The following is a 20443-nucleotide window of genomic DNA, read 5'->3' as shown; positions in this document are numbered from 1 at the left end:
ACCGGAAAGGGTTACCCCTAAACTAAGGAGGATGACCTTCCGCTACCATGGCCCTGAGCCCAAGGGGGACCAGCCCAAGGCCATAGGGGAGCTGGTGGAGGCCCTTAGGGATGGGGAGCGCTTCGTCACCCTCCTGGGGGCCACGGGCACGGGGAAGACGGTGACCATGGCCAAGGTGGTGGAGGCCCTGGGGAGGCCCGCCTTGGTCCTGGCCCCCAACAAGATCCTGGCGGCGCAGCTGGCCGCGGAGTTCCGGGAGCTTTTCCCGGAAAACGCCGTGGAGTACTTCATCAGCTACTACGACTACTACCAGCCCGAGGCCTACGTTCCCGGCAAGGACCTCTACGTTGAGAAGGACGCCAGCATCAACCCGGAGATTGAGCGCCTGCGCCACTCCACCACCCGTAGCCTCCTCACGAGGCGGGACGTGATCGTGGTGGCCTCGGTCTCCGCCATCTACGGCCTGGGGGATCCCCGGGAGTACCGGCAGAGGAACCTGGTGGTGGAAAGGGGCATGGTCTACCCGCGGGAGGCCCTTTTGGAGCGCCTTTTGGAGCTGGGCTACGAGCGCAACGACATTGACCTCTCCCCGGGCCGCTTCCGGGCCAAGGGGGAGGTGTTGGAGATCTTCCCCGCCTACGAGACCGAGCCCATCCGGGTGGAGCTCTTTGGCGACGAGGTGGAGCGCATCCTGCAGGTCCACCCCCTCACCGGGGAAAGGCTTAGGGAGCTTCCCGGCTTCGTCCTCTTCCCCGCCACCCACTACCTTTCCCCGGAGGGGCTGGAGGCCATCCTGCAGGAGATTGAGAAGGAGCTATGGGAAAGGGTCCGGTACTTTGAGGAACGGGGGGAGGTGCTCTACGCCCAGCGCCTCAAGGAGCGCACCCTCTACGACCTGGAGATGCTCAGGGTCATGGGCACCTGCCCGGGGGTGGAGAACTACGCCCGCTACTTCACGGGCAAGGCCCCGGGGGAGCCCCCCTACACCCTTTTGGACTACTTCCCCGGGGACTTCCTGGTCTTCCTGGACGAGTCCCACGTGACCGTGCCCCAGCTCCAGGGTATGTACCGGGGGGACTACGCGCGCAAGAAGACCCTGGTGGACTACGGCTTCCGCCTGCCCTCCGCCCTGGACAACCGCCCCTTGCGCTTTGAGGAGTTTTTGGAGCGGGTGTCCCAGGTGATCTTCGTCTCCGCCACCCCGGGGCCCTTTGAGCTGGAGCACTCGGGTCGCATCGTGGAGCAGATCATCCGCCCCACGGGGCTTTTGGACCCCTTGGTGGTGGTGAAGCCCACGGAGAACCAGATCCTGGACCTCATGGAGGGGATCCGGGAGCGGGCGGCCAGGGGCGAGCGCACCCTGGTCACCGTCCTGACGGTGCGCATGGCGGAGGAGCTCACCGCCTTTTTGCAGGAGCACGGTGTCCGGGCCCGCTACCTGCACCACGAGCTGGACGCCTTTGAGCGCCAGGCCCTGATCCGGGACCTCAGGCTGGGGCACTTTGACGCCTTGGTGGGCATCAACCTCCTCCGGGAGGGCCTGGATCTGCCGGAGGTCTCCTTGGTGGCCATTTTGGATGCGGACAAGACGGGCTTCCTCCGGAGCGAGCGGAGCCTCATCCAGACCATCGGCCGGGCGGCCCGGAACGCCCGGGGGGAGGTCTGGCTCTATGCGGATGCCGTCTCCGAGGCCATGGAGCGGGCCATCCGGGAGACGAACCGCCGGAGGGCCATCCAGGAGGCCTACAACCGGGAGCACGGCATCGTCCCAAAGACGGTGCGGAAGGAGGTGAGGGCCATCATCCGCCCCGAGGGGTACGAGGAGGCGCCCCTGCCGGAGCCTGCCGGGGAGGACCTGAAGGAAAGGATCGCCGAGCTGGAGCTGGCCATGTGGCAGGCGGCGGAGGCCTTGGACTTTGAGCGGGCGGCAAGGCTAAGGGATGAGCTTAGGGCCCTCGAGGCCCGCCTCCAGGGGTTGCAGGCCCCCGAGCCGGTGCCGGGAAGCCGCAGGAAGCGGCGCCGCCGCTAGGCCAAAAGGAGCACCGGGTTTTCCAGGTAGAGGGCCACCCGCTCCAGGAGCTTTTTGGCCACGGGGCCTTCCAGCCCGGAGGCGGAGAGCACCCCCTCGGGGGAGAGGAAGAGGCTCGGGCGGCCGGTGTGGACCTCCTCCTCCCCGAAGAAACACAAAAGCCCCTCGCCCTCATCCCCGCCTTCCTGGCGGAAGAGGGCCAGGAAGCCTTCCCTAGGCCGCAAGCCCCGTACGCTCTCCCCCTCCGCCTGGCCCAGGAGGGGCCTTAAGGGAAGCTCCAGGTCCGCCAGGGCCCTTTCCGCCGCCCTGACCAGGAAGGGGAGGGGGGTTTTGGGCACGCCGTAGACCCGGTGGAAGGCGCCCACCGCCTCCTCCAGGGGGGCGGGGTTCAGCCGCCGGCGGAAGGCGCGGAGCGCCGGGGGAAGGGGCCCCGTGGCGGGGGTGGGGGTGAGGCCAGGTGCGGGGGTGGGGATAGGCACTGGGGCGGGGGCGGGGTTGCCGCCGCGGGCGCGGGGCTTTCGGGAGCGGCCGTAAGGGGTTCCTCCAGGGCCTCCGGGCTGAGCCCCTCCAGGAGGCTTTCCTCCTCCAAGAGGGCCTCCTCGGGGAGGAGGGAGGGTTCTTCCGCCTCGCTCAGGCCGGCCTCCTCCGCCAGGAGGGCTTCCAGCTCGTCTTCCAGGGCCGTGGCCGGGGCTTCTTCCGGGAGGCCTTCCTCCCGGGGCTCTTCCGCCAGCACGGGGGCTTCCTCGGCCAGGAGGAGGTCCTCCTCCAGGTCCAGCTCCAGGTCCTCCAGGAGGGCGGGCTCCAGGTCCAGTTCCTCCTCAGGGACCTCCTCCACCTGGAGGGTGGGGGCCCTGGGGGCTTCGGGGATGAGTTCGGAGAGGTCCACCCCCTCCCGCCCCAAGGCCTCCTGGGCCCGCTTCAGGTCCTCCTCCGGGAGGACGGGCGGGGGCTCTTCCGGCATGGGGGGCAACTCCACCTCCCCCGCCATCACCTTGGCCAAAAAGGCCAGGATGTCCCGCTCCACGATGGTGCCGTCTGGGCCCGTGCCCTGGAGCCTGCGCCAGTCAATGCCGTTCTCCTCCGCAAGACGCCGGGCCAGGGGCGTGATCCTAGGTTCTTCCATCTTGGTCCTATGATAACAGGGTGGAAGCACGTTTGGCCGAGCTTTTGGCGGACTACTGCCTGGAGGCCGGGGAGGGGGAGGTGGTCTTGGTGGAGGCGGAGACCCCGGCCTTGCCCCTTTTGCCCCACCTGAAGCGGGCTCTTCTCGCCCGGGGGGCCTACCCCCTCCTTCGCCTGGCCTACCCTGGGGAGATGCGGGATTTCCTGCGCTTTGCCGGGCGCTGGCTGGAGGAGGTTCCGGCGGCGGAGCAGGCCCTATACGAGAGGACGGACAAGTTCCTGCGCATCCTGTCCGCGGAAAACCCCCTCGAGGCCGCCTCCTTGGACCCGGACCTCTCCCTGAGGTACGGGCGGGCCTGGCGGCCCCTTACCGAGCTTCGCCTCAAGAAGCGCTGGGCCCTCACCCTCTACCCCACGGTGGGGTATGCGGTGGGGGCAGGGATGGGGACGGAGGCGTTCAGGGCCTACCTGGAAGGGGCCCTTTTCCTGGACCAGGAAGACCCCGTGGGGGCCTGGCGGGCCCTGGCCCGCTTCCAGGAGGGGCTCATCCAAAGGCTTTCCCAGGGGAAGGAGCTCCGCATCCTGGCCCCGGGGACGGACCTAAGGCTTTCCGTGGCGGGGCGGAGGTGGATCAACTCCGATGGCCGGCGCAACATGCCCTCGGGGGAGGTCTTCACCGGCCCCCTGGAGGAGAGCGCCGAGGGGGAGGTGCGCTTCAACCTCCCCGCCTTCGTGGGGGGAAGGCGGGTGGAAGGGGTTTACCTCCGTTTCCAAGGGGGGGAGGTGGTGGAGGCCGGGGCGGAGGTGGGGGAGGGCTACCTCCTCTCGGCCCTGGCCACGGACGCGGGGGCCCGGCGGCTTGGGGAGGTGGGCCTGGGCACCAACTTCCGCCTCACCCGGCCCACAGGCCTCATCCTCCTGGACGAGAAGATGGGGGGCACGGTGCACCTGGCCCTGGGCCGGAGCTACCCGGAGACCGGGGGCAAGAACGAGAGCGCCCTGCACTGGGACCTGGTCCTCTCCCTGGAGGAGGGGGCGCTCCTTCTGGACGGGGAGGCCTTGGTGGAGGGGGGGCGCTTCGTGGGCCTCCCGGAGCCCTACCCCTTTGCCTAGAGGTCCTTCCGCTCAAAGACCAAGGCCGCCAGGAAGGCGAAGCCCAGGGTGTAGATGAGGAGGAGGGAAAGCCCGAGCCCCGCCGCCTGGGGCCTCAGGTGGAGGTCCAGGTAGGTGGTGAGGAGGAAGGGGGTGAGGGTGGGGAAGGCCACCAGGAGGCGCATGAGGAGGAGGGTGGCCACCGCCGCCAGGGCGCTTGCCGTGGTGGAGAGAAAGATGGTCCCGTAGAGAAGCGCCAGGGAGGCCAGGGGCAGGAGGACCGCCCCCGCCAGGAGGTGGGCCCGGAGGAGCTCGGCTAAGGCCGCCCCCGGCAGGAGGAGCCCCACCCCAGCGAACCCCCCCGCCCCCAGGCCCGTGCCCCCGTAGAAGGGCCCGAGGCCATGGGGAAGACCCGCCAGGAGGCCGCCCAGAAAGCTGGCCGCCAGGAGGACGAAGGGGTAAAAGAGCACCGCCAGGAGCTTGGCGAGGAGGAGAGCGGTGCGGGGGAGGGGCCTGAGGAGGAGGCTTTTCAGGGTACCCTGGGCCACCTCGCTCCCCAAGGACTCGCTGGCGGCCATGACCACCAGGAAGGGGAAGAGGAACTCCATCCCCGCCAGGAGGCTTAAGGAGACCACCTGCCAGCCCGAGGCCAAAACGAGGCCGTAGACCTCCTTAAGCCCCGGGGCCAGGGCCCAGAGGAAGGGGAGGAGGAAGGCGGCCAAGAGGCCAAGCCCCACGGAGCGGAGCCGGAAGAGCTTGTAAAGCTCAAAGACGAACAGCCTAAGCATGCTTCACCCTCTCCTGGTAGTAGCTCATGAGGTCAAAGCGGTGGGGCTCCAGGGCCTGCACCCGGTAGCCCTCTTTGAGGAGGGCCTCCAGGGCCACCTCCGGACTTCCTGCGAAGAGGATGGCCCCGCCCTGCAGCTGCACCGAGGCCACCTGGGGTAGGGCCTTGAGGAGGGCAAAGGCGCCCTCCAGGGGGTGGGCCTCGAGGCGGTACACCTCCCGCCCCTCCAGGACCACCTCGTCCAGAAGCCTTCCCCCTCCCAGGATGCCCACCTTGTGGGCATAAAGGCTCACCTCCTGCAGGTGATGGGTGGAGAGGAGGACCGCCACCCCTTCCCGGGCCAGCTCCTGCAAGAGGCCATGGACCAGCTCCACCCCCTCGGGGTCCAGGCCCGAGGTGGGCTCGTCCAGGACCAGGACCTTGGGCCGGTGCAGGATGGCGGCCGCCAGGCCCAGGCGCTGGCGCTGGCCCAGGGAGTAGCTTCCCACCTTCTGGTCGGCCACCGCCAGGAGCTTGAGCCGGGCCAGGACCTCGCTGATGCGGCCCTCGTCCCGCACCGCGGCCAGGTAGGCGTGCATCCTCAGGTTCTCCCGCCCCGTGAGGTAGGGGTAAAAGGCGGCGGGGGCCTCCACCACCGCCCCCAGGTGGCGCCGGGCTTTGGGGTTCTTGTGCACGTCCTCCCCCAGGAGGAAGGCCCGGCCCTCCGTGGGGAAGGCCAACCCCGTGACCAGGCGGATCAGGGTGGTCTTGCCGGAGCCGTTGGGCCCGGCCAGGGCGTAGACCTCCCCCGGCCTCACCGCCAGGCTCACCCCTTCCAGGACGGGCTTACGGCCGTAGCGCTTGCCGAGCCCCTCTAGCCTCAGGGCTTCCATGGGTGCTATACTACCCGAGCCCCCGGTCCAGCGCGGCGGTCCGGGCGTGAACCGGGTCAGGTCCGGAAGGAAGCAGCCCTAAGCGCCACGGGTCGGGTGCCGCTGGGTAGCCGGGGGCGTTATCCACAGGGTTATCCACAGGCTCCTTTTGGGCCCCGCAAGGCCCTTTTGCAGACCAGCGCCCTCCAGGAGGGCGCTTTTCCCTATCCCTCCTCCCCCTTCGCCCTCCGGGCCACCCCCTTTTCCACAAGGGCCCGCACCTCCTCCGGGGTGAAGCCCGCCTCGAGGAGCACCGCCTCCGTGTGCTCCCCCAGGAGGGGCGGGGGAAGGGAGGGGGCGGCGGGAGTGCGGGAGAGGAAGCGCAAGGGGTTGGCCAGGGTGGGGAGGGGTCCCAGGAGGGGGTGAGGGAGGGTCCAGACCGCACCCCGGGCCTGGGCCTGCGGGTCCTGGAAGGCCTCCGCCAGGTCGTTCACGGGGGCGGCGGGGATGCCCGCCTCCTTGAACCTTTCCAGCCAGTAGCCTCGAGGGCGGGTCTTCAGCACGGCGGAAACCGCCTCCACCACCTCCTTGCGGTGCTCCACCCTCTGGGGGTTTTGGGGAAAGCGCTCCCAAAGCCAAGGCAGGTCCAGCACATGGCAAAGCCGCCGGAACTGCTCGTCGTTGCCCACCGCCAGCACCAGCCAACCGTCCGCCGCGGGGAAGGCCCCGTAGGGCACGATCTGGGCGTGGGCGTTGCCCAGGCGCCCCGGGGGCTTGCCCGTGAGGAGGTAGCTCTCCCCCAGGTTGGCCAGGGCGAAGAGCCCCACGTCAAAGAGGGAGAGGTCGATGTGCTGACCCAAACCGCTTCGCTCCCGCTCGTAGAGGGCCGCCAGGACCGCCACCGCCCCCATCATCCCCGTCATCACGTCGATCCAGGCCACCCCCACCTTCATGGGGGGGCCTTCCGGCTCCCCGGTCACGGACATGATGCCGGTGTAGCCCTGCAAGGCGGCGTCGTACCCGGGTTCTTGGGCCCTGGGCCCCGTGTGGCCGAAGCCGGTGAGGGAGAGGTAGATAAGGCGCGGGTTCAGCGCCTTTAGGGCCTCGTAGTCCAGGCCGTAGCGCTTGAGGTCCCCGGTCTTGAAGTTTTCCACCAGCACGTCGGCCCTTTGGGCCAGCCTCCGCACCGCCTCCTGGCCCTCTGGGGCCTTGAGGTCCAGGGCCAGGCTCCGCTTGCCCCGGTTCACGGAAAGGAAGTAGGCGCTTTCCCCCCCCACGAAGGGGGGGCCCCAGCCCCGGGTTTCGTCCCCCCAGGGGGGTTCCACCTTGACCACCTCCGCCCCCAGGTCGGCCAGGACCATGGTGCAAAGGGGCCCCGCCAGGACCCGGGAGAGGTCCAGGACCTTGATGCCGGAAAGAGGCCTCATGGGGGCATCTTACGGCGTATAGTGGGGGGCATGGGCCGGCTTCTGGGGCACCTCTTGGTCTTCGCCGTGCTTTTCTTTGTGGCCCTCCCCTTCCTCTGGATGGCCTACGCCGCCTTCATGCCCAAGGAGGCGGTGTATTCCGGAGAGCTCTTTTCCAAGGTGGGGTTCAGCCTGGAGAACCTCCGGGGACTGAACCAGGAGGGCTTTTGGGACCGCCTGGGGTTTTCCCTCCTGCTTTCCAGCGGGGCGGTGGCCCTCCAGCTTTTCACCGCCCTCCTGGCGGCCTACGCCCTGCGGGCGGGTCTGGGCCTTCTGCCCTTGTACCTGGCCCTCATGGCCATACCCGCCGAGCTCCTCCTGGTGCCCCTTTACGGCATTTTGAAGGGGCTTTCCCTCCTGGACACCTTCTGGGCCCTGCTCCTTCCCTTCGCCGCCAGCCCCTTCGTCATCTATTTGGTCTACGGGGCCATGCGGGCGGTCCCGGAAGAGCTTTTGGAGGCGGCCCGGCTGGACGGGGCGGGGCACCGGGTGCTTCTTTTCCGGATCCTGTTCCCCTTGGTGCGGCCCACCCTGGTGGCCGCGGGCGTCCTGGCCTTTGCCGCCCACTGGAACCTGGTGCTTTACCCCCGGGTGGTGGTCTCCGACCCCAGGTTTTGGACCCTGCAGACCTGGCTCACCGACCTGCAACGCAAGTACCCCACGGACTGGGGCCTGCTCTCGGCGGCGGCCCTCTTTTCGGTCCTGCCCATCGCCCTCCTCTACCTGGCCTTTGAGCGGCGGGTGGTGGCCACCTTTGAGGAGGGGCTCAAGGGCTAGGTTGACGGAAGCGCTCCCTGAGGGCCTTTAGCCTCTCCCGCACCCGCTCTTCCCACCCTTCCCCCGTGGCCTCAAAGAGGCGGAGCCCCTCGAGGCCCTCGGGCAGGTAGGCCTGGGCGAAGCTCCCCTCCTTGTCCTCGTGGTAGTAGGCGTAGCCCCGGCCGTGGCCCAGGGCCTTGGCCAGGCCGGTGGGGGCGTTCCGCAGGTGGAGGGGCACGGGGGCCTCGGGGTGGGCCTGGGCGGTCTCCTGGGCCTTTCCCCAGGCCGCATAGAGGCTGTTGGACTTGGGGGCCAGGGCCAGGTAAACGGTGGCCTCCACCAGGGCGAGCTCCCCTTCCGGGCTTCCCAGGGCCTCGTAAGCCTCCTTGGCGGCCACCGCGAGCCTTAGGGCCAGGGGGTCGGCCAGGCCCACGTCCTCCACCGCCACCCGGATGAGGCGGCGGGCCAGGTAGCGGGGATCGGCCCCGCCCTTAAGGAGCCTCGCCAGGTAGTAAAGGGCCGCGTCCACGTGGCTTCCCCGAAGGCTCTTGTGCAGGGCGGAGACCAGGTCGTAGAAATGGTCCCCGCCCCGGTCCATAGCGAAGCGCTCTGAGCCCAGGGCCTCCCTCACGCTCCCCTCGTCCACCCGCCCGAAGGCGGCGGCCAGCTCCAGGGTGTTGAGGGCAAAGCGGGCGTCGCCCCCGGCCGCCTGGGCCAGGAGACGGAGGGCCCCTTCCTCGTAAGGGGTGCCGGGAAGGCCCCGTTCGTCCTCCAGGGCCCGCTTCAGGAGGCGGAGGAGGTCTTCTGGGGAAAGGGGCTTTAGGGGGAAGAAGCGGAGCCGGGAGCGCAGGGCGGGGATGAGCCCGAAGGCGGGGTTTTCCGCGGTGGCGCCGATGAGGGTGAGGAGGCCGGACTCCAGGTGGGGCAGGAGGGCGTCCTGCTGGGCTTTGTTGAAGCGGTGGATCTCGTCCAGGAAGAGGACCAAGCCCCCTTCCCGCCGGGCCCTTTCCACCGCCTGCCGCACCTCCTTGAGCCCGGCCTCCACCGCAGAAAGCTGCCAAAAAGGCCTCCCCACCCCCTCGGCCAGGAGGCGGGCCAGGGTGGTCTTGCCCGTGCCCGGGGGGCCGAAGAGGACCATGGGGGAAAGCCTTTTCGCCTCCAACATCCGCCGCAAAAGCCCTTGGGGCCCGGTGAGGTGGGGCTGGCCCAGGACCTCCTCCAAAGAGCGGGGCCTAAGGCGTTCGGCCAGGGGTTCCATCCCCTTCATGGTAAGCGCCGGGGCACGGGGGTTGCCGCAAGCTAATGGGCTTCCCCCGCAGCCAAGGGGCCGGGAAGGAGGAGGCCCTTTTGGGGGTGCTTAAGGCGGGGGTAAGGGGAGGCATGGTAGGCTTGGAAGGAGCATGCGCTGGCTTTTCCTTCTGCCCTGGGGCCTCTTCCTGCTGGGGCTTCTTCCCTTGGCCTTGGCCGAGCCCCTGGGCCAGGTGGATCGGGGGCTTGGGCTTCTGCTTTCCGCTCTTTTCCTGGCGGCCACCGCCAGCCTGTTTTCCCGCTTCCCTGTGGCCTTTTCCGTGCAGTTCTTCCTGGTTTTGGGCTTGGGGTTATTGGCCTTCCAGCTGGCCCTGGAAAGCGCTTTGGCCGTGGCGGGCCTCGAGGCCCCAGGGTACACCGCTTTGGGGGGCACCTTGGGGGCTTTGTCCCTGGCCATGGCCTTTTTCCTGGGCACGGGGCGGGAGGCTCCCCTTTTGCCGGCCCTGGAGGGCGTGGGTTCCCAGGAGGACCTGCGCCGCCTGGCGGGGGCCCTGGAGGGCTTGGCCCTTAGGCGGCCCTTGGTGTTGGTCTACTTTTCTTCTCCTGTTCCCCCGGAGCGGCTGCAGGCGGAGCTTCGCCGGGGGGATCTGGCCTTTCGCCTTACGGGAGGGTACCTCTTGGTGCTACAAGGAAGCCGGCCTGAGGATGCCGCAGGCCTCATCCGGAGGCTTAGGGAGCGGTTTCCCCTCTCCGCCTATGCGGTGGAGCGCTGGCAAGGGGGAAGCTTGGAAAGCGTGCTGGCCCGCCTCGAGGCGGAGGCGCTCCTCCAGTCCTGAGGCCCCGGTGTAGCTTTTGCCCGTTACACCGTCTGCGGGGTGTACGCGTTTTCGCTTTACCTTGCTCCGCCTGAGGCCGCCCCCTCTTACCCTTAGGCTCAAGGAGGTTCACCATGGAGCAGGCCAAGGAGATCAGCCAGGCGTGGCAGGAAGCCCTGGAAACCTACGGGGAGCGGGAAGAGGAGTAAAAAAGCGGGGAAGCCCAGGCCGGACCCCCGGGGTCCGGCCTATACCTTTCCTTTTGGCGGGCTCCCCCCTCGGGTTGAGGTTAGCGGCCCACCAGGCGCTTCCGCTTTGAGGGGTCCAGCACCTTCTTGCGCAAGCGGAGGCTTTTAGGGGTTACCTCCAGGAGTTCGTCCTCGGCGAGGAACCCCAGGGCCTCCTCCAGGGAAAGCGGCCTCGGGGGGATGAGGCGGATGTTCTCGTCGGAGCCCGCCGCCCGGATGTTGGTGAGTTTTTTGGCGGTGGTGACGTTCACCTCCAGGTCGTTTTCCCGCACGTGCTCCCCCACGATCATGCCCACGTAGACCTCGGTGCCCGGCTCAATGAAGAACTGCACCCGCTCCTGCAGGCGGTTCAGGCTATAGGCGGTGGCAACCCCCGCCTCCATGGCCACGGCGCTTCCCGTGGTGCGGGTGGGGATGGGGCCCGCCTCGGGGCCGAAGCCGTGGAAGGTGTGGCTCATAAGGCCCTCCCCCCCGGTGAGGGAAAGGAAAAGGCTCCGGAAGCCAAACAGGGCCCGGGCTGGGACCACGAACTCCGCCCTTACCCGTTCGCCCACCTCCATGTGGGTCATTTCTGCCCTTCTGGCCCCCAGGGCCTCCATGACGCTGCCAAAGCGGTCCTGGGGTACCTCCACCACCAAAAGCTCGTAGGGCTCGAGGCCATCCTTGGTGAGCACCCTGGGCTGGCCCACGCTGAACTCGTACCCCTCCCGGCGCATGGTTTCCAGGAGGATGGCCAGGTGGAGCTCCCCCCGGCCCCTAAGCTCAAAGACCTCGGGGCTCACCTCCGCCACCTGCAGGGCCACGTTGGTGCGAAGCTCCTTAAGGAGGCGTTCCTTCAGCTTCTGCCCCGTCACGTACTTCCCCTCCCGGCCGGCAAAGGGGGAGGTGTTGGCGGTGAGGGTGAGGGCCACGGTGGGCTCGTCCACCTGCAGGCGGGGCAAGGCCTCCTGGGCCTGAGGGTCAGAGAGGGTATCCCCGATCTCCACCCCTTCCACCCCCGCCAGGGCCACGATGTCCCCGGGCGGGCTTTCCTCCACCTCCACCCGTTCCAGGCCCTGGTGGGTGTAGACCGCCGCCACCCTTGCGGGGAGGACCTGGCCCTCCTTCAGGATGGCCAGGCTTTCCCCCTTGCGCACCCGGCCCCGGGCCACCTTACCGATGGCGATCCGCCCCAGGTAGGGGGAGTGGTCCAGGTTGGCCACCAGAAGCTGGAAAGGCCCCTCTTCCCACCGGGGCGAGGGGATGTGCTCGATGATGGTCTGGAAAAGCTCCGAGAGATCCTCCTTGGGTTCCTCCCGCCAGGCCCGGCCCTCCCGGCCGATGGCGTAGAGGTAGGGGAAGTCCAACTGCTCCTCCGTGGCCCCCAGCTCCACCATGAGGTCAAAGGTGAGGTTTAGGACCTCATCGGGGCAGGCCTCCTTCTTGTCCACCTTGTTGAGGACCACCAGGGGCTTGAGCCCCGCCTCCAAGGCCTTCCTCAGGACGAAGCGGGTCTGGGGCATGGGGCCCTCGGCGGCGTCCACCAAGAGGAGCACCCCGTCCACCAGGGAAAGGGCCCGTTCCACCTCCCCCCCGAAGTCCGCGTGCCCGGGGGTGTCCACGATGTTGATCTTCACCCCGCCCCAGACCACCGCGGTGTTCTTGGCCAGGATGGTGATGCCCCGCTCCTTCTCCAGGTCGCCCGAGTCCAAAATCCGCTCCCCCTCTTCCTTGGAAAGCGCCTTGGCTTGGCGAAGCATGGCGTCCACCAAGGTGGTTTTTCCGTGGTCCACGTGGGCAATGATGGCAATGTTTCTAATCTCCATGGGCGCACCCAATCCCCCCACTCTACCATGCGGGGGCGCGTAGGATAGGGGCATGGTGGTGGCTACCTATTCCCTGGTAGCCCAGGACCCAAAGACCGGGGACTTGGGCGTGGCCGTGGCCAGCAAGTTCCTGGCGGTGGGCTCGGTGGTGCCCTTTGCCCGGGCGGGGGTGGGGGCCATCGCCACCCAGTCTTACGCCAACCCCCGCTTTGGGTTCCAGGGCCTTGCCCTTTTGGAGCAGGGGGCCAGTCCGGAGGGGGTCTTGGAGGCTTTACGGCGCACCGATCCCGGATTGGAAAGGCGCCAGTTCGGCCTGGTGAGCGGCAGGGGGGAGGCCCTCACCTTCACCGGTGGGGAGTGCCATCCTTGGGCTGGGGGGAGGGCGGGAAAGGGCTTCGCCGCCCAGGGCAACCTTCTCCCTGGCCCTCAGGTGGTGGAGGCCATGGTGGAGACCTTTTTGCGGGAAGAGGGCACCCCCTTTCCCGAGAGGCTTCTTTTGGCGCTCAAAGCGGGGGAGGAGGCGGGAGGGGATAAACGGGGCAAGCAGTCTGCGGCCCTTTTGGTGGTGGGGGAGGGCAAGGGGTACGGGGGGCTTTGGGACCGGTACATAGACCTCCGGGCCGACGATCACCCGGAGCCGGTGGAGGAGCTTTTCCGCCTGCTTTCCCTTCACCGCCTCCTCTTTGAAAGGCCCCGGGAGCGCCGCCCCCTGACCCCGGAAGAGGTGCGGTGGTTGCAAGGGGTGCTCCGGAGCCTGGGGCTTTATGGGGGAGAGGTGCATGGGGAGTTCGACGAGGCCACGGAGCGGGCCTTCCTTGCCCTGATCGGCATGGAGAACCTCGAGGAGCGCTACCAAGGAGGCCCGGAGGTGGACGAGGCCACCTTGGGCTACCTGAAGGGGAAGTACCCATGGAGCTAGGGGCGGGGGGTGTGGTCTTCAACGGGAGGGGGGAGGTGCTTCTCCTCCGCGACCGCATGGGCTTTTGGGTGTTCCCCAAGGGGCACGTGGAGCCGGGGGAGACCCTGGAGGAGGCCGCGGTGCGGGAGGTCTTTGAGGAGACCGGGGTGGAGGCGGTGGTCCTCCTCCCCCTTTTCCCCACCCGGTACGTGAACCCCAAGGGGGTGGAGCGGGAGGTGCACTGGTTCCTCATGCGGGGGGAAGGGGAGCCCAAGCTGGAGGCGGGGATGACGGGCCTAGGCTGGTTTGGCCTCGAGGAGGCCCGCTCCCTCCTTTCCTTCCCCGAGGACCTGCGCCTTCTGGAGGTGGCCCTTGAGCGTCTACCGCTTTGAGGACAAGCTTCCCCAGGTCCACCCCACCGCCTTCATCGCCCCTGGGGCCCACGTGGTGGGGGCGGTGGAGGTGGGGGAGGGGGCCTCCATCTGGTTCGCCGCCGTGGTGCGGGGGGATTTGGAGCGGGTGGTGATCGGCCCAGGAAGCAACGTTCAGGATGGCGCCGTTCTCCACGCCGACCCCGGTTTCCCCTGCCTTTTGGGTGCCCACGTGACCGTGGGCCACCGGGCGGTGGTCCACGGGGCGGTGGTGGAGGAAGGGGCCCTGATCGGCATGGGGGCGGTGGTGCTCAATGGGGCCCGCATCGGCAGGAACGCGGTGGTGGGGGCGGGGGCGGTGGTGCCCCCAGGGATGGAGGTGCCCGAGGGGATGCTGGCCCTGGGGGTTCCGGCCCGGGTGGTGCGTCCGGCAGAGCCTCCGGGGAACGCCCCCGGTACCGGGCCCTGGCGGAGCGCTACCGGGTGGGGCTCTTCCCCGTGGACCCGCCCAGGCGCTTCCGCCTCACCCTGCGGGGCCAGGACGCCCTGAACCCCTTCAGCGAGCTGCACCTGCGCCTCAAGCGGAGCCGGAAGGAGGCCCTCGAGGCCCTGCAGCGGGTGGCCCAGGGCTTTCCCCTGGCTCCGGAGGCGGCTTTGCCCCTCCTGGAGGAGGGCCTCATCGTTCCGGAGTGAGCCCGGGGCCACACAGGAAAAGCGGTAAGGGGGGCACCATGGAAGGCAGAATGGTGGAGTTAGAGGAGACCGGTCTCACCTTTGAAACGGGGCTTGACCTGGAGCGGCTCCAGCGCCTTGCGGCCGAGTGGCTGGAGGTCATTGGGGAAGACCCTGCTCGAGAGGGCCTCCTGAAGACCCCCGAGCGGGTGGCCAAGGCCTGGGCCTTCCTTACCCGGGGCTACCGCCAGCGCCTTCAGGAGATCGTGAACGGGGCGGTCTTCCAGGCCGAGGGCAGCGAGATGGTGGTGGTGAAGGGCATTGAGTTCTACTCCATGTGCGAGCACCACATGCTGCCCTTTTTCGGCCAGGTGCACATCGGTTACATCCCGGGCCAGAAGATCCTGGGGCTTTCCAAGTTCGCCCGCATCGTGGATATGTTTGCCAGGAGGCTTCAGGTGCAGGAGCGCCTGGCGGTCCAGATCGCCGAGGCCATACAGGAGATCCTCGAGCCCCAGGGGGTGGGGGTGGTGGTGGAGGGGATCCACCTGTGCATGATGATGCGTGGGGTGGAGAAGCAGCATTCCCGCACCACCACCAGCGCCATGCTGGGGGTTTTCCGGGAGAGCCAGAAGACCCGGGAGGAGTTTTTGAGCTACCTAAAGTGAACCCCCCTGCCTAGGCAGGGGGGCTGGCGTGGGGCCTTTTAGTCGGGGTTTTGGGGTGGTGCAGGCGCAGGATGCCGCTTTCCGCCCCTTGGGGCACGCGGAACATGAGGGTGGCGGGGCCAGCTTCTTGGGTGACCTCCGGGGTCTCGGCGAAAAGTCCGGGTTCGGGGGGAAGGAGGCCCACGTGCGGCTTTGGGAAACCTTCTTCCACCGCTTTCTGGTGGGCCCTGGCTCCCTGCACCTGCGCCTGAGGGGGCCTGGGTTGACGGCCTTCGCCATGCGGGCCTTCCAGGTAAAGCCGGGCCGCCAGAGGGCGGTTAGGCTATCGGCGTAGGGCCGAAAGCAGGTTGAAAAGAAGGCTTAGGAGGAGGGATAGCACCAGGGCCGAGGTGAGGGGGATGTACACCCTTAGGCCCTCCCGCTCCACGCGGATGTCCCCTGGCAGGTGGCCGAACCAGGCGAAGAGCTTGGGAAAGTAGAGGAGGAGAAGGCCAAGAAGGGCTAGGAAAAGGCCGAGCAGGAAAAGGGTTTTACCCACTTCCACCTTGCACCTCCAAATAGGCGGTCAGGGCTGCCCCTAAAAGCCCCGCTTCCTTCCCCAAAAGGGCCCGGCGCAGAGGGGGAACCTCCCAGCCTGAGAGGTAGTGCCGGTACGCTTCCTCTAGATCTTCCCAGTAGGCTTGGGGGGCGTTGAGGGCCAGCCCCCCGCCCACCACCACCACCCCCGGGTCAAAGGCCTTGACCAGGCTGGCGAGGCCCATGCCCACGTAGCGGGCGGACTGCAGGAGGATGCGCCGGGCCTTGGCGTCCCCCTCCTGGAAGAGCCGGAAAAGCTCCCGGGTGTCCACCTTGCGGTGGAAGGCATAGGAGGCTTCCCGTTCCAAGGCCCTGCCGGCGGCCAAGGCCTCCAGGCACCCCTCCAGCCCGCAGCCGCACACCGGCCCCCCGGGGAGGAGGGTGATATGCCCCAGTTCCCCTCCCTGCCCCCTTTCCCCCCTTAGGACCCTTCCCCCCAGGACCACCCCGCCCCCGATCCCGGTGGAAACCGTGAGGAAGAGGGAGCTCTCCTCTCCCTTGGCCGCCCCCAGGTGGTGTTCGGCCAAGGCGGCGGCGTTGGCGTCGTTTTCCAGGTGGACGGGCCTCCCCGTGGCCTCCTCCAGAAGGCGGCGGATGGGGAAGTCCGAAAGGCCCCGGATGTTGGGGGTGAAACGGATCACCCCCCTTTTGAAGTCCAAGGGCCCCGGGGTGCCCAGGCCGATGGCCACGCCCCGGGTCCCGGCCTCGGCCTCGGCCTTGGCCGTGGCCTCCGCCAGGGCCTGGACCACCGCCAGGCCCCCTTCCTCGGGGGTGGGGAGGACCACCTGGGAAAGAAGCCTCTCCCCGTCAAAAACCCCAGCCGCGATCTTGGTTCCCCCCAGGTCCAAGCCCACCACGGTCATGGGATCTCCTCCTCCAAAACCGCCTCCGCCTCGCCCCAAAAGGCCTCGGGTACCCAGAGGTTCACGTCCCCCATGTAGGTGCCCAGGGCCGCCTCGGGCAGGCCGGAAAAGGGGGTTTCCAGGATCACGGGGATGCCCCTGGCCTCGAGCCTCGCCCTCACCCCCTCGGCCACGGGCCGGGGGACGGTGAGGAGCCTGCGGTAGGGGGTACCGGCGATCAGGCGGCGTTCCATAGGGCCTCCACCAGGCGCACGTAATCTTGGGCAGCCCCTTCCACCTCCCGTAAGGGGAGGTGTTCCTTGGCGGTGTGGGCCAGGGCGGGATCCCCCGGCCCGTAGCCCAGGACCGGGGCCCTGGCGCCCAGGTAGGGGGCGTCGGTGGTGAAGGGCCAAAGGCCCGCCCTTTCCTGGCCCAGGGCCTTCAGGGCCGTGAGGAGCAGGGGATGGTCCTCGGGCAGGCGGTAGGGGGGCCAGAGGGCGGGGATGAGGAGGCGCACCTCCCCCGAGGCCCGCTCCTCCTCGGGGATGTAGACCGAGGCATCCCCCAAGGCCCTGAGCCTCTCCAAAAGGCCTTCCAGATCGGCCTCGGGCTCGTAGCGCACGTCCAGGTAGAGGCGCACCACCCCCGGGGTCTGGTTCCGGGCCCCGGGGTAGGTGTCCACCCGGGTGGGGGTGAGTTTCAGGCTGGGGGGAAGGGGAAGCTCCCTTAGGGCCAGGAGGTACTCCCCCAGGGCGTAGAGGGGGTTTTCCGGCCCGGCGATGGCGGCGTGGGCTTCCTCCCCTTGGAAGTCCGCCCAGACCTCCGCCCGGCCCCGGTGGCCCCGCATGAGCCTCCTTCCCGAAGGCTCCCCCAGGATAAAGGCGCGCGGGGAAAGCCTGGCCGCCGCATGGCGGCTTCCCAGGCCCCCCACCTCCTCCTGCACCGTGGCCAGGAAGCGCACCCGCCCCCTTAGGGGCTTTTGGGACAGGGCCTCGAGGGCCAGGAGCATGGCCACCAAAGGCCCCTTCATGTCCACCGCCCCCCGGCCCCAGACCACCTCCTGAACCACGCTGCCTTGGGGATAGGGCCAGTGGGCGGGGTCCCCCACGGGTACCACGTCCAGGTGCCCGGTTAGGACCACCTCGGGTTCCTTCTCCCCCAGCAGGGCTTCCACGTTTCCCGCCTCGTCCAGGATGGCGGGGAGCCCCATCCCCCTTAAGGCCTCGAGGATCAAGCCCGCGGCCTCCCCCTCCTGCCCCGGGAGGCTTTCCGCCTGGAGGAGGCGGGAAAGGAGCCGTACCCAGTCCACGCCCCTATCCTACACCCCGACCCAAGGAGGCGGCGTAGAGGGCGATGCCCAGGGCCACGGAGGCGTTCAAGGACTCGGCCTCCTCCCGGATGGGGATGCGGAAGAGCTCGTCGCAGGCCTCCCGCACCAGCCGCCGCATCCCCTCGCCCTCCGAGCCCACCACCAGGGCCAGGGGCCTTTGGAAATCCAGGGCCTTGGGGGTCTTCTCCCCGCGAAGGTCCAGGCCGTAGACCCAAAGCCCCCTTTGCTTGACCGCCTCGAGGGCCCGGGGGAGGTTTTTCACCTTCACCACGGGAAGCTTCAGGGCGGCCCCGGCGCTGGCCTTCAGGGCCAGGGGGGAGAGGGGGGCGCTCCGGCGCTCCTCGGAGACCACCCCATGGGCCCCCAGGGCCAGGGCGCTCCGGATCATGGCCCCGTAGTTCCGGGGGTCGGTGATGCCGTCCAGGAAGACCAGAAGGGGCATCTCTCCCCGGGCCTCCGCCAGGGAGAAGGCCTCCTCCAAGGAGGCGTAATGGGGTTCCTCCACCTCCGCCGCCAGGCCCTGGTGGTGGGTGGTCCTTAGCAGGGTGTCCAGCTCAATCCGGGGCACCAGGGTGTACTCCGCCCCCAGCCTTTCCAGCTCCCTTAGGAGCCAGGCCTCCACCCCCCGGGCCACCAAGACCCGCCGCACCCGGCCCTCCTTCAGGGCCTCCAGGACCGGGTTCCTTCCGTAGATCCACATGGCCTTAAGTTTACGACCCGGTATGATGAGGGCGAAGGAGGCGAACCATGTACAAAACCATCCTGATGCCCACGGACGGTAGCCCCTGTAGCCTGCAGGCCCTGGAGCACGGCCTTTCCCTGGCCAAGGTCCTTTCGGCCAAGGTCCACTTCCTCTACGTGCTGGAAAACCCCGCCCAGGCCATCTGGATCGCCCCGGAGAGCGTTCCCTATGGCCTGGAGCTTCTGGAGGACCTGAAGAAGGCGGGGGAAGAGGCCATCGCCAAGGCCCTTTCCCTGGCCCAAGAAAAGGGGGTGGAGGCCACGGGGGAGGTGAAGGAAGGGGTGCCGGTGCCCACCATCGTGGAGGCGGCCAAGGGGTTTGACCTCCTGGTGATGGGCACCCATGGGCGCACCGGGCTGGACAAGCTCCTCCTGGGCTCGGTGACCGAAGGGGTCTTGCACCGGGTGGGCATCCCTGTGCTGGTGGTGCGTTGCCGCTAGGGCCTGGGGATGCGCCTTCTTTCCGTCTTCGTTTCCTCGCGCCTTTCCCCGGAAAGCCCCCTTTACCCCCGGCTCGTGCGCTACGGGGAGGTGCTGGCCGAGGAGGGCTTCGGCCTGGCCTGCGGGGGGTACCAGGGGGGGATGGAGGCCTTGGCCCGGGGGGTGAAGGCCAAGGGGGGCCTGGTGGTGGGGGTTACGGCCCCCGCCCTTTTCCCTGAGCGCAAGGGGCCAAGCCCCTACGTGGACCTGGAGCTTCCCGCCTCCTCCTTGCCCGAGCGCATCGGAAGGCTTTTGGACCTGGGGGCGGGGTACCTGGCCCTTCCCGGGGGGGTGGGCACCTTGGCCGAGCTCACCCTGGCCTGGAACCTCCTTTACCTCAGGCGGGGCCTGGGCCGGCCCCTGGCCGTGGACCCCTACTGGCTTTCCCTCCTAAGGGTCCACGGGGAGATCGCCCCGGAGGACCTGGGCCTCCTCCGGGTGGTGGGGGACGAGGAGGAGCTCAGGGGGTTTTTGCGAAGCCTATGAGCGAGAGCGTGGTGGTCTACGTGCCCGACCTGGGCCAGGGGGTGAGCTTCTACCAGGCCCTGGGGCTGGCCCTGGAGGAGCTCATCCCGGAAAGGGAGGCCCTTCTTGCGCCCCTCGAGGGGCCCCTTCTCCTCCTGCGCCCAGGGGGCGGGGGAGTGGAGCCGGGGCCCAACCGCCCCCGGCCCGAGGGGCGGGGCTTTGCCCGGCTCGGGCTGGAGGAGGGGCGCCTGGTCTTCTTCGTGGAGAGCCTGGAGCACGAGAGGCTTCGCCTTTCCAAGTACGGCCTAGCCTTCCGGGATGCGGGGGACCACCTCCTCCTCTTTGACCCGGGGGAGAACCCGGTCTTGGTGCAGGAGCTTCCCAGAACCACCCCTGAGGGGGGCGTATGAGGCTTTGGCTTTTGGACCTGGACGATACCCTTCTTGTGGACCACCGGGTGAGCCAGGAGGTCTTGGGCCGCTTGGGAGAGGAGGCGGGGGTGGAGGGGCTATTCCAGGCGGTGGGAAAAAAGGCGGAGGCCTTTTTCCGGGAGGCCCCTTTTTACCCCTGGGCCGAACGCATCGGCCACTCGGCCCTGGAGGCCCTTTGGGCCCGCTACTCCACCCCGGGCCTCGAGGCCCTGGGGGAATGGGCCTGGCCCTTTCGGGAACGGGTCTTCCGGGAGGCCTTAAGGGAGCTGGGGGGCCCCGAGGGGCTGGCCCGGGAGCTGGCCGAGGCCTTTTTCCGGGAAAGGCGCCGCTACCCCCTTTTCCCCGAGGTGCCGGCGTTTCTGGAGGCCCTGAGGGCCAAGGGGGCCATCCTGGTCCTCCTCACCAACGGCGTGCCGGACCTGCAGCGGGAGAAGCTCTTTGGGGCCGGCCTGGGGGAAGCCTTTGCCCTCACCCTGATCTCCGGGGAGGTGGGCCTGGGCAAGCCCGACCCCCGGCTTTTCCGCATGGCCCTTTGCGCCTTTGGCGTGGGCCCGGAGGAGGCGGTGATGGTGGGGGATAACCCCGAGCGGGACATCAAGGGGGCCCTTTCGGTGGGAGTGAAGGCGGTCTGGGTGGACCGGGGCCACCGCCCCAAGGACCCCCGCTACCCGGCCCACCTGGAGGTGCGGGACCTTAGGGAGGCCCTGGCCCTTCTGGGGGCCTAGGTGAGGCGGGCGGCGCTGGGCCTTG

Annotated in this window: 24 protein-coding genes, 1 other RNA gene and 1 pseudogene; 14 read left to right on the top strand and 12 right to left on the bottom strand. The window is 68.7% G+C overall.

Annotated elements, in window-relative coordinates:
• Window positions 1-31: 31 nt before the first annotated feature.
• Window positions 32-2029 (top strand): excinuclease ABC subunit UvrB, encoded by a 1998-nt coding sequence (gene uvrB / locus BS74_RS10640; protein WP_038058569.1) that lies wholly within the window; start codon window positions 32-34, stop codon window positions 2027-2029.
• Here the strand turns inward: uvrB and BS74_RS12730 are convergent.
• Together BS74_RS12730 and BS74_RS13060 are read right to left on the bottom strand one after the other, a co-directional pair.
• Window positions 2026-2394, bottom strand: coding sequence for a hypothetical protein (locus BS74_RS12730; protein ID WP_245606120.1), 369 nt, complete (start codon window positions 2392-2394; stop codon window positions 2026-2028). The two genes, uvrB and BS74_RS12730, sit on opposite strands and share 4 nt — an antisense overlap.
• 23 nt (window positions 2395-2417) lie before the next feature.
• Window positions 2418-3152, bottom strand: coding sequence for an E3 binding domain-containing protein (locus tag BS74_RS13060; RefSeq protein ID WP_281173177.1), 735 nt, complete (start codon window positions 3150-3152; stop codon window positions 2418-2420).
• Window positions 3153-3172: 20 nt separating this feature from the next.
• Here BS74_RS13060 and BS74_RS10630 point away from each other — a divergent pair, with 20 nt between their 5' ends.
• Window positions 3173-4264 (top strand): aminopeptidase, encoded by a 1092-nt coding sequence (locus BS74_RS10630; RefSeq protein ID WP_038058566.1) that lies wholly within the window; start codon window positions 3173-3175, stop codon window positions 4262-4264.
• Here the strand turns inward: BS74_RS10630 and BS74_RS10625 are convergent.
• The gene (locus BS74_RS10625) at window positions 4261-5031 is read right to left on the bottom strand and encodes an ABC transporter permease (protein ID WP_038058563.1); all 771 of its coding nucleotides are present in this window, start codon (window positions 5029-5031) and stop codon (window positions 4261-4263) included. The genes BS74_RS10630 and BS74_RS10625 overlap by 4 nt on opposite strands.
• On the bottom strand, window positions 5024-5902 hold the full coding sequence (locus tag BS74_RS10620) for an ABC transporter ATP-binding protein (protein WP_038058560.1): 879 nt from the start codon (window positions 5900-5902) through the stop codon (window positions 5024-5026). Before BS74_RS10620 ends, BS74_RS10625 begins: the two co-directional genes overlap by 8 nt.
• Window positions 5903-5921: 19 nt before the next feature.
• Here BS74_RS10620 and ffs point away from each other — a divergent pair.
• Window positions 5922-6022, top strand: an RNA gene (ffs, locus tag BS74_RS11760) — signal recognition particle sRNA small type.
• 83 nt (window positions 6023-6105) lie between these two features.
• Here the strand turns inward: ffs and BS74_RS10615 are convergent.
• Window positions 6106-7308 carry a CaiB/BaiF CoA transferase family protein gene (locus BS74_RS10615; protein ID WP_038058557.1) on the bottom strand — a complete coding sequence of 401 codons (1203 nt, stop codon included), beginning with the start codon at window positions 7306-7308 and terminating at the stop codon, window positions 6106-6108.
• 30 nt (window positions 7309-7338) lie between these two features.
• Here BS74_RS10615 and BS74_RS10610 point away from each other — a divergent pair, with 30 nt between their 5' ends.
• Entirely contained in the window at window positions 7339-8124 is a 786-nt protein-coding gene (locus BS74_RS10610) for a carbohydrate ABC transporter permease (RefSeq protein WP_038059194.1), read from the top strand.
• On the opposite strand, the gene BS74_RS10605 is transcribed toward BS74_RS10610, so the two are convergent.
• The gene (locus tag BS74_RS10605) at window positions 8114-9370 is read right to left on the bottom strand and encodes a replication-associated recombination protein A (RefSeq protein WP_038058554.1); all 1257 of its coding nucleotides are present in this window, start codon (window positions 9368-9370) and stop codon (window positions 8114-8116) included. The two genes, BS74_RS10610 and BS74_RS10605, sit on opposite strands and share 11 nt — an antisense overlap.
• A 133-nt stretch (window positions 9371-9503) precedes the next feature.
• Between BS74_RS10605 and BS74_RS10600 the strand changes: the two genes are divergently transcribed.
• Window positions 9504-10187: a nucleotidyl cyclase domain-containing protein gene (locus tag BS74_RS10600; protein WP_038058552.1), complete on the top strand. Its 684-nt coding sequence runs from the start codon at window positions 9504-9506 to the stop codon at window positions 10185-10187.
• Window positions 10188-10455: 268 nt separating this feature from the next.
• On the opposite strand, the gene typA is transcribed toward BS74_RS10600, so the two are convergent.
• A complete protein-coding gene (typA, locus tag BS74_RS10595) occupies window positions 10456-12219 on the bottom strand; it encodes a translational GTPase TypA (protein WP_038058550.1) in 1764 nt (587 codons plus the stop codon).
• A 52-nt stretch (window positions 12220-12271) separates the two neighbouring features.
• Between typA and BS74_RS10590 the strand changes: the two genes are divergently transcribed.
• The 5 genes and pseudogenes from BS74_RS10590 to BS74_RS11985 all read left to right on the top strand — a co-directional run bounded on the left by BS74_RS10590 (window position 12272) and on the right by BS74_RS11985 (window position 15162).
• Window positions 12272-13138 (top strand): DUF1028 domain-containing protein, encoded by an 867-nt coding sequence (locus BS74_RS10590; RefSeq protein ID WP_038058548.1) that lies wholly within the window; start codon window positions 12272-12274, stop codon window positions 13136-13138.
• A complete protein-coding gene (locus BS74_RS10585) occupies window positions 13129-13509 on the top strand; it encodes an NUDIX hydrolase (RefSeq protein WP_038058546.1) in 381 nt (126 codons plus the stop codon). Before BS74_RS10590 ends, BS74_RS10585 begins: the two co-directional genes overlap by 10 nt.
• Window positions 13490-14181: pseudogene (locus tag BS74_RS13055) on the top strand (gamma carbonic anhydrase family protein). Before BS74_RS10585 ends, BS74_RS13055 begins: the two are co-directional and overlap by 20 nt.
• Before the next feature lie 38 nt (window positions 14182-14219).
• Complete coding sequence (gene folE, locus BS74_RS10575) at window positions 14220-14828, top strand: GTP cyclohydrolase I FolE (protein WP_038058544.1); 609 nt, start codon at window positions 14220-14222, stop codon at window positions 14826-14828.
• Window positions 14829-14856: 28 nt separating this feature from the next.
• Window positions 14857-15162: a hypothetical protein gene (locus BS74_RS11985; RefSeq protein ID WP_185747729.1), complete on the top strand. Its 306-nt coding sequence runs from the start codon at window positions 14857-14859 to the stop codon at window positions 15160-15162.
• Here BS74_RS11985 and BS74_RS10565 read toward each other — a convergent pair.
• From BS74_RS10565 to rlmB, 5 genes are read right to left on the bottom strand one after another with little or no spacing between them, the layout of a single operon-like run.
• On the bottom strand, window positions 15151-15372 hold the full coding sequence (locus BS74_RS10565) for a DUF2905 domain-containing protein (protein WP_038058540.1): 222 nt from the start codon (window positions 15370-15372) through the stop codon (window positions 15151-15153). The genes BS74_RS11985 and BS74_RS10565 overlap by 12 nt on opposite strands.
• On the bottom strand, window positions 15359-16267 hold the full coding sequence (locus tag BS74_RS10560) for a glucokinase (protein ID WP_038058538.1): 909 nt from the start codon (window positions 16265-16267) through the stop codon (window positions 15359-15361). The genes BS74_RS10565 and BS74_RS10560 overlap by 14 nt, the downstream gene beginning before the upstream one ends.
• Complete coding sequence (locus tag BS74_RS10555; protein ID WP_038058536.1) at window positions 16264-16500, bottom strand: putative signal transducing protein; 237 nt, start codon at window positions 16498-16500, stop codon at window positions 16264-16266. The genes BS74_RS10560 and BS74_RS10555 overlap by 4 nt, the downstream gene beginning before the upstream one ends.
• Window positions 16485-17555, bottom strand: coding sequence for a M20 family metallopeptidase (locus BS74_RS10550; RefSeq protein WP_038058534.1), 1071 nt, complete (start codon window positions 17553-17555; stop codon window positions 16485-16487). Before BS74_RS10550 ends, BS74_RS10555 begins: the two co-directional genes overlap by 16 nt.
• A 4-nt stretch (window positions 17556-17559) precedes the next feature.
• Window positions 17560-18276, bottom strand: coding sequence for a 23S rRNA (guanosine(2251)-2'-O)-methyltransferase RlmB (rlmB, locus tag BS74_RS10545; RefSeq protein ID WP_038058532.1), 717 nt, complete (start codon window positions 18274-18276; stop codon window positions 17560-17562).
• Window positions 18277-18323: 47 nt separating this feature from the next.
• Here rlmB and BS74_RS10540 point away from each other — a divergent pair, with 47 nt between their 5' ends.
• The 4 genes from BS74_RS10540 to BS74_RS10525 are packed head-to-tail and all read left to right on the top strand — an operon-like array spanning window position 18324 to window position 20418.
• Window positions 18324-18758, top strand: a complete 435-nt coding sequence (locus tag BS74_RS10540; protein ID WP_038058530.1) for a universal stress protein — start codon at window positions 18324-18326, stop codon at window positions 18756-18758.
• Window positions 18759-18767: 9 nt separating this feature from the next.
• On the top strand, window positions 18768-19283 hold the full coding sequence (locus tag BS74_RS10535; RefSeq protein WP_038058528.1) for an LOG family protein: 516 nt from the start codon (window positions 18768-18770) through the stop codon (window positions 19281-19283).
• Window positions 19280-19672 carry a hypothetical protein gene (locus tag BS74_RS10530; RefSeq protein ID WP_038058525.1) on the top strand — a complete coding sequence of 131 codons (393 nt, stop codon included), beginning with the start codon at window positions 19280-19282 and terminating at the stop codon, window positions 19670-19672. Before BS74_RS10535 ends, BS74_RS10530 begins: the two co-directional genes overlap by 4 nt.
• Window positions 19669-20418: an HAD family hydrolase gene (locus tag BS74_RS10525; protein ID WP_038058522.1), complete on the top strand. Its 750-nt coding sequence runs from the start codon at window positions 19669-19671 to the stop codon at window positions 20416-20418. Before BS74_RS10530 ends, BS74_RS10525 begins: the two co-directional genes overlap by 4 nt.
• The last annotated feature ends 25 nt before the right edge of the window (window positions 20419-20443 follow it).

Origin of the sequence: Thermus amyloliquefaciens (assembly GCF_000744885.1) — a bacterium.
GTDB classification, from domain to species: Bacteria; Deinococcota; Deinococci; order Deinococcales; family Thermaceae; genus Thermus; species Thermus amyloliquefaciens.
Note: the sequence above shows the minus strand (reverse complement) of the source record. Positions and strands in the feature narration are given on the sequence as shown.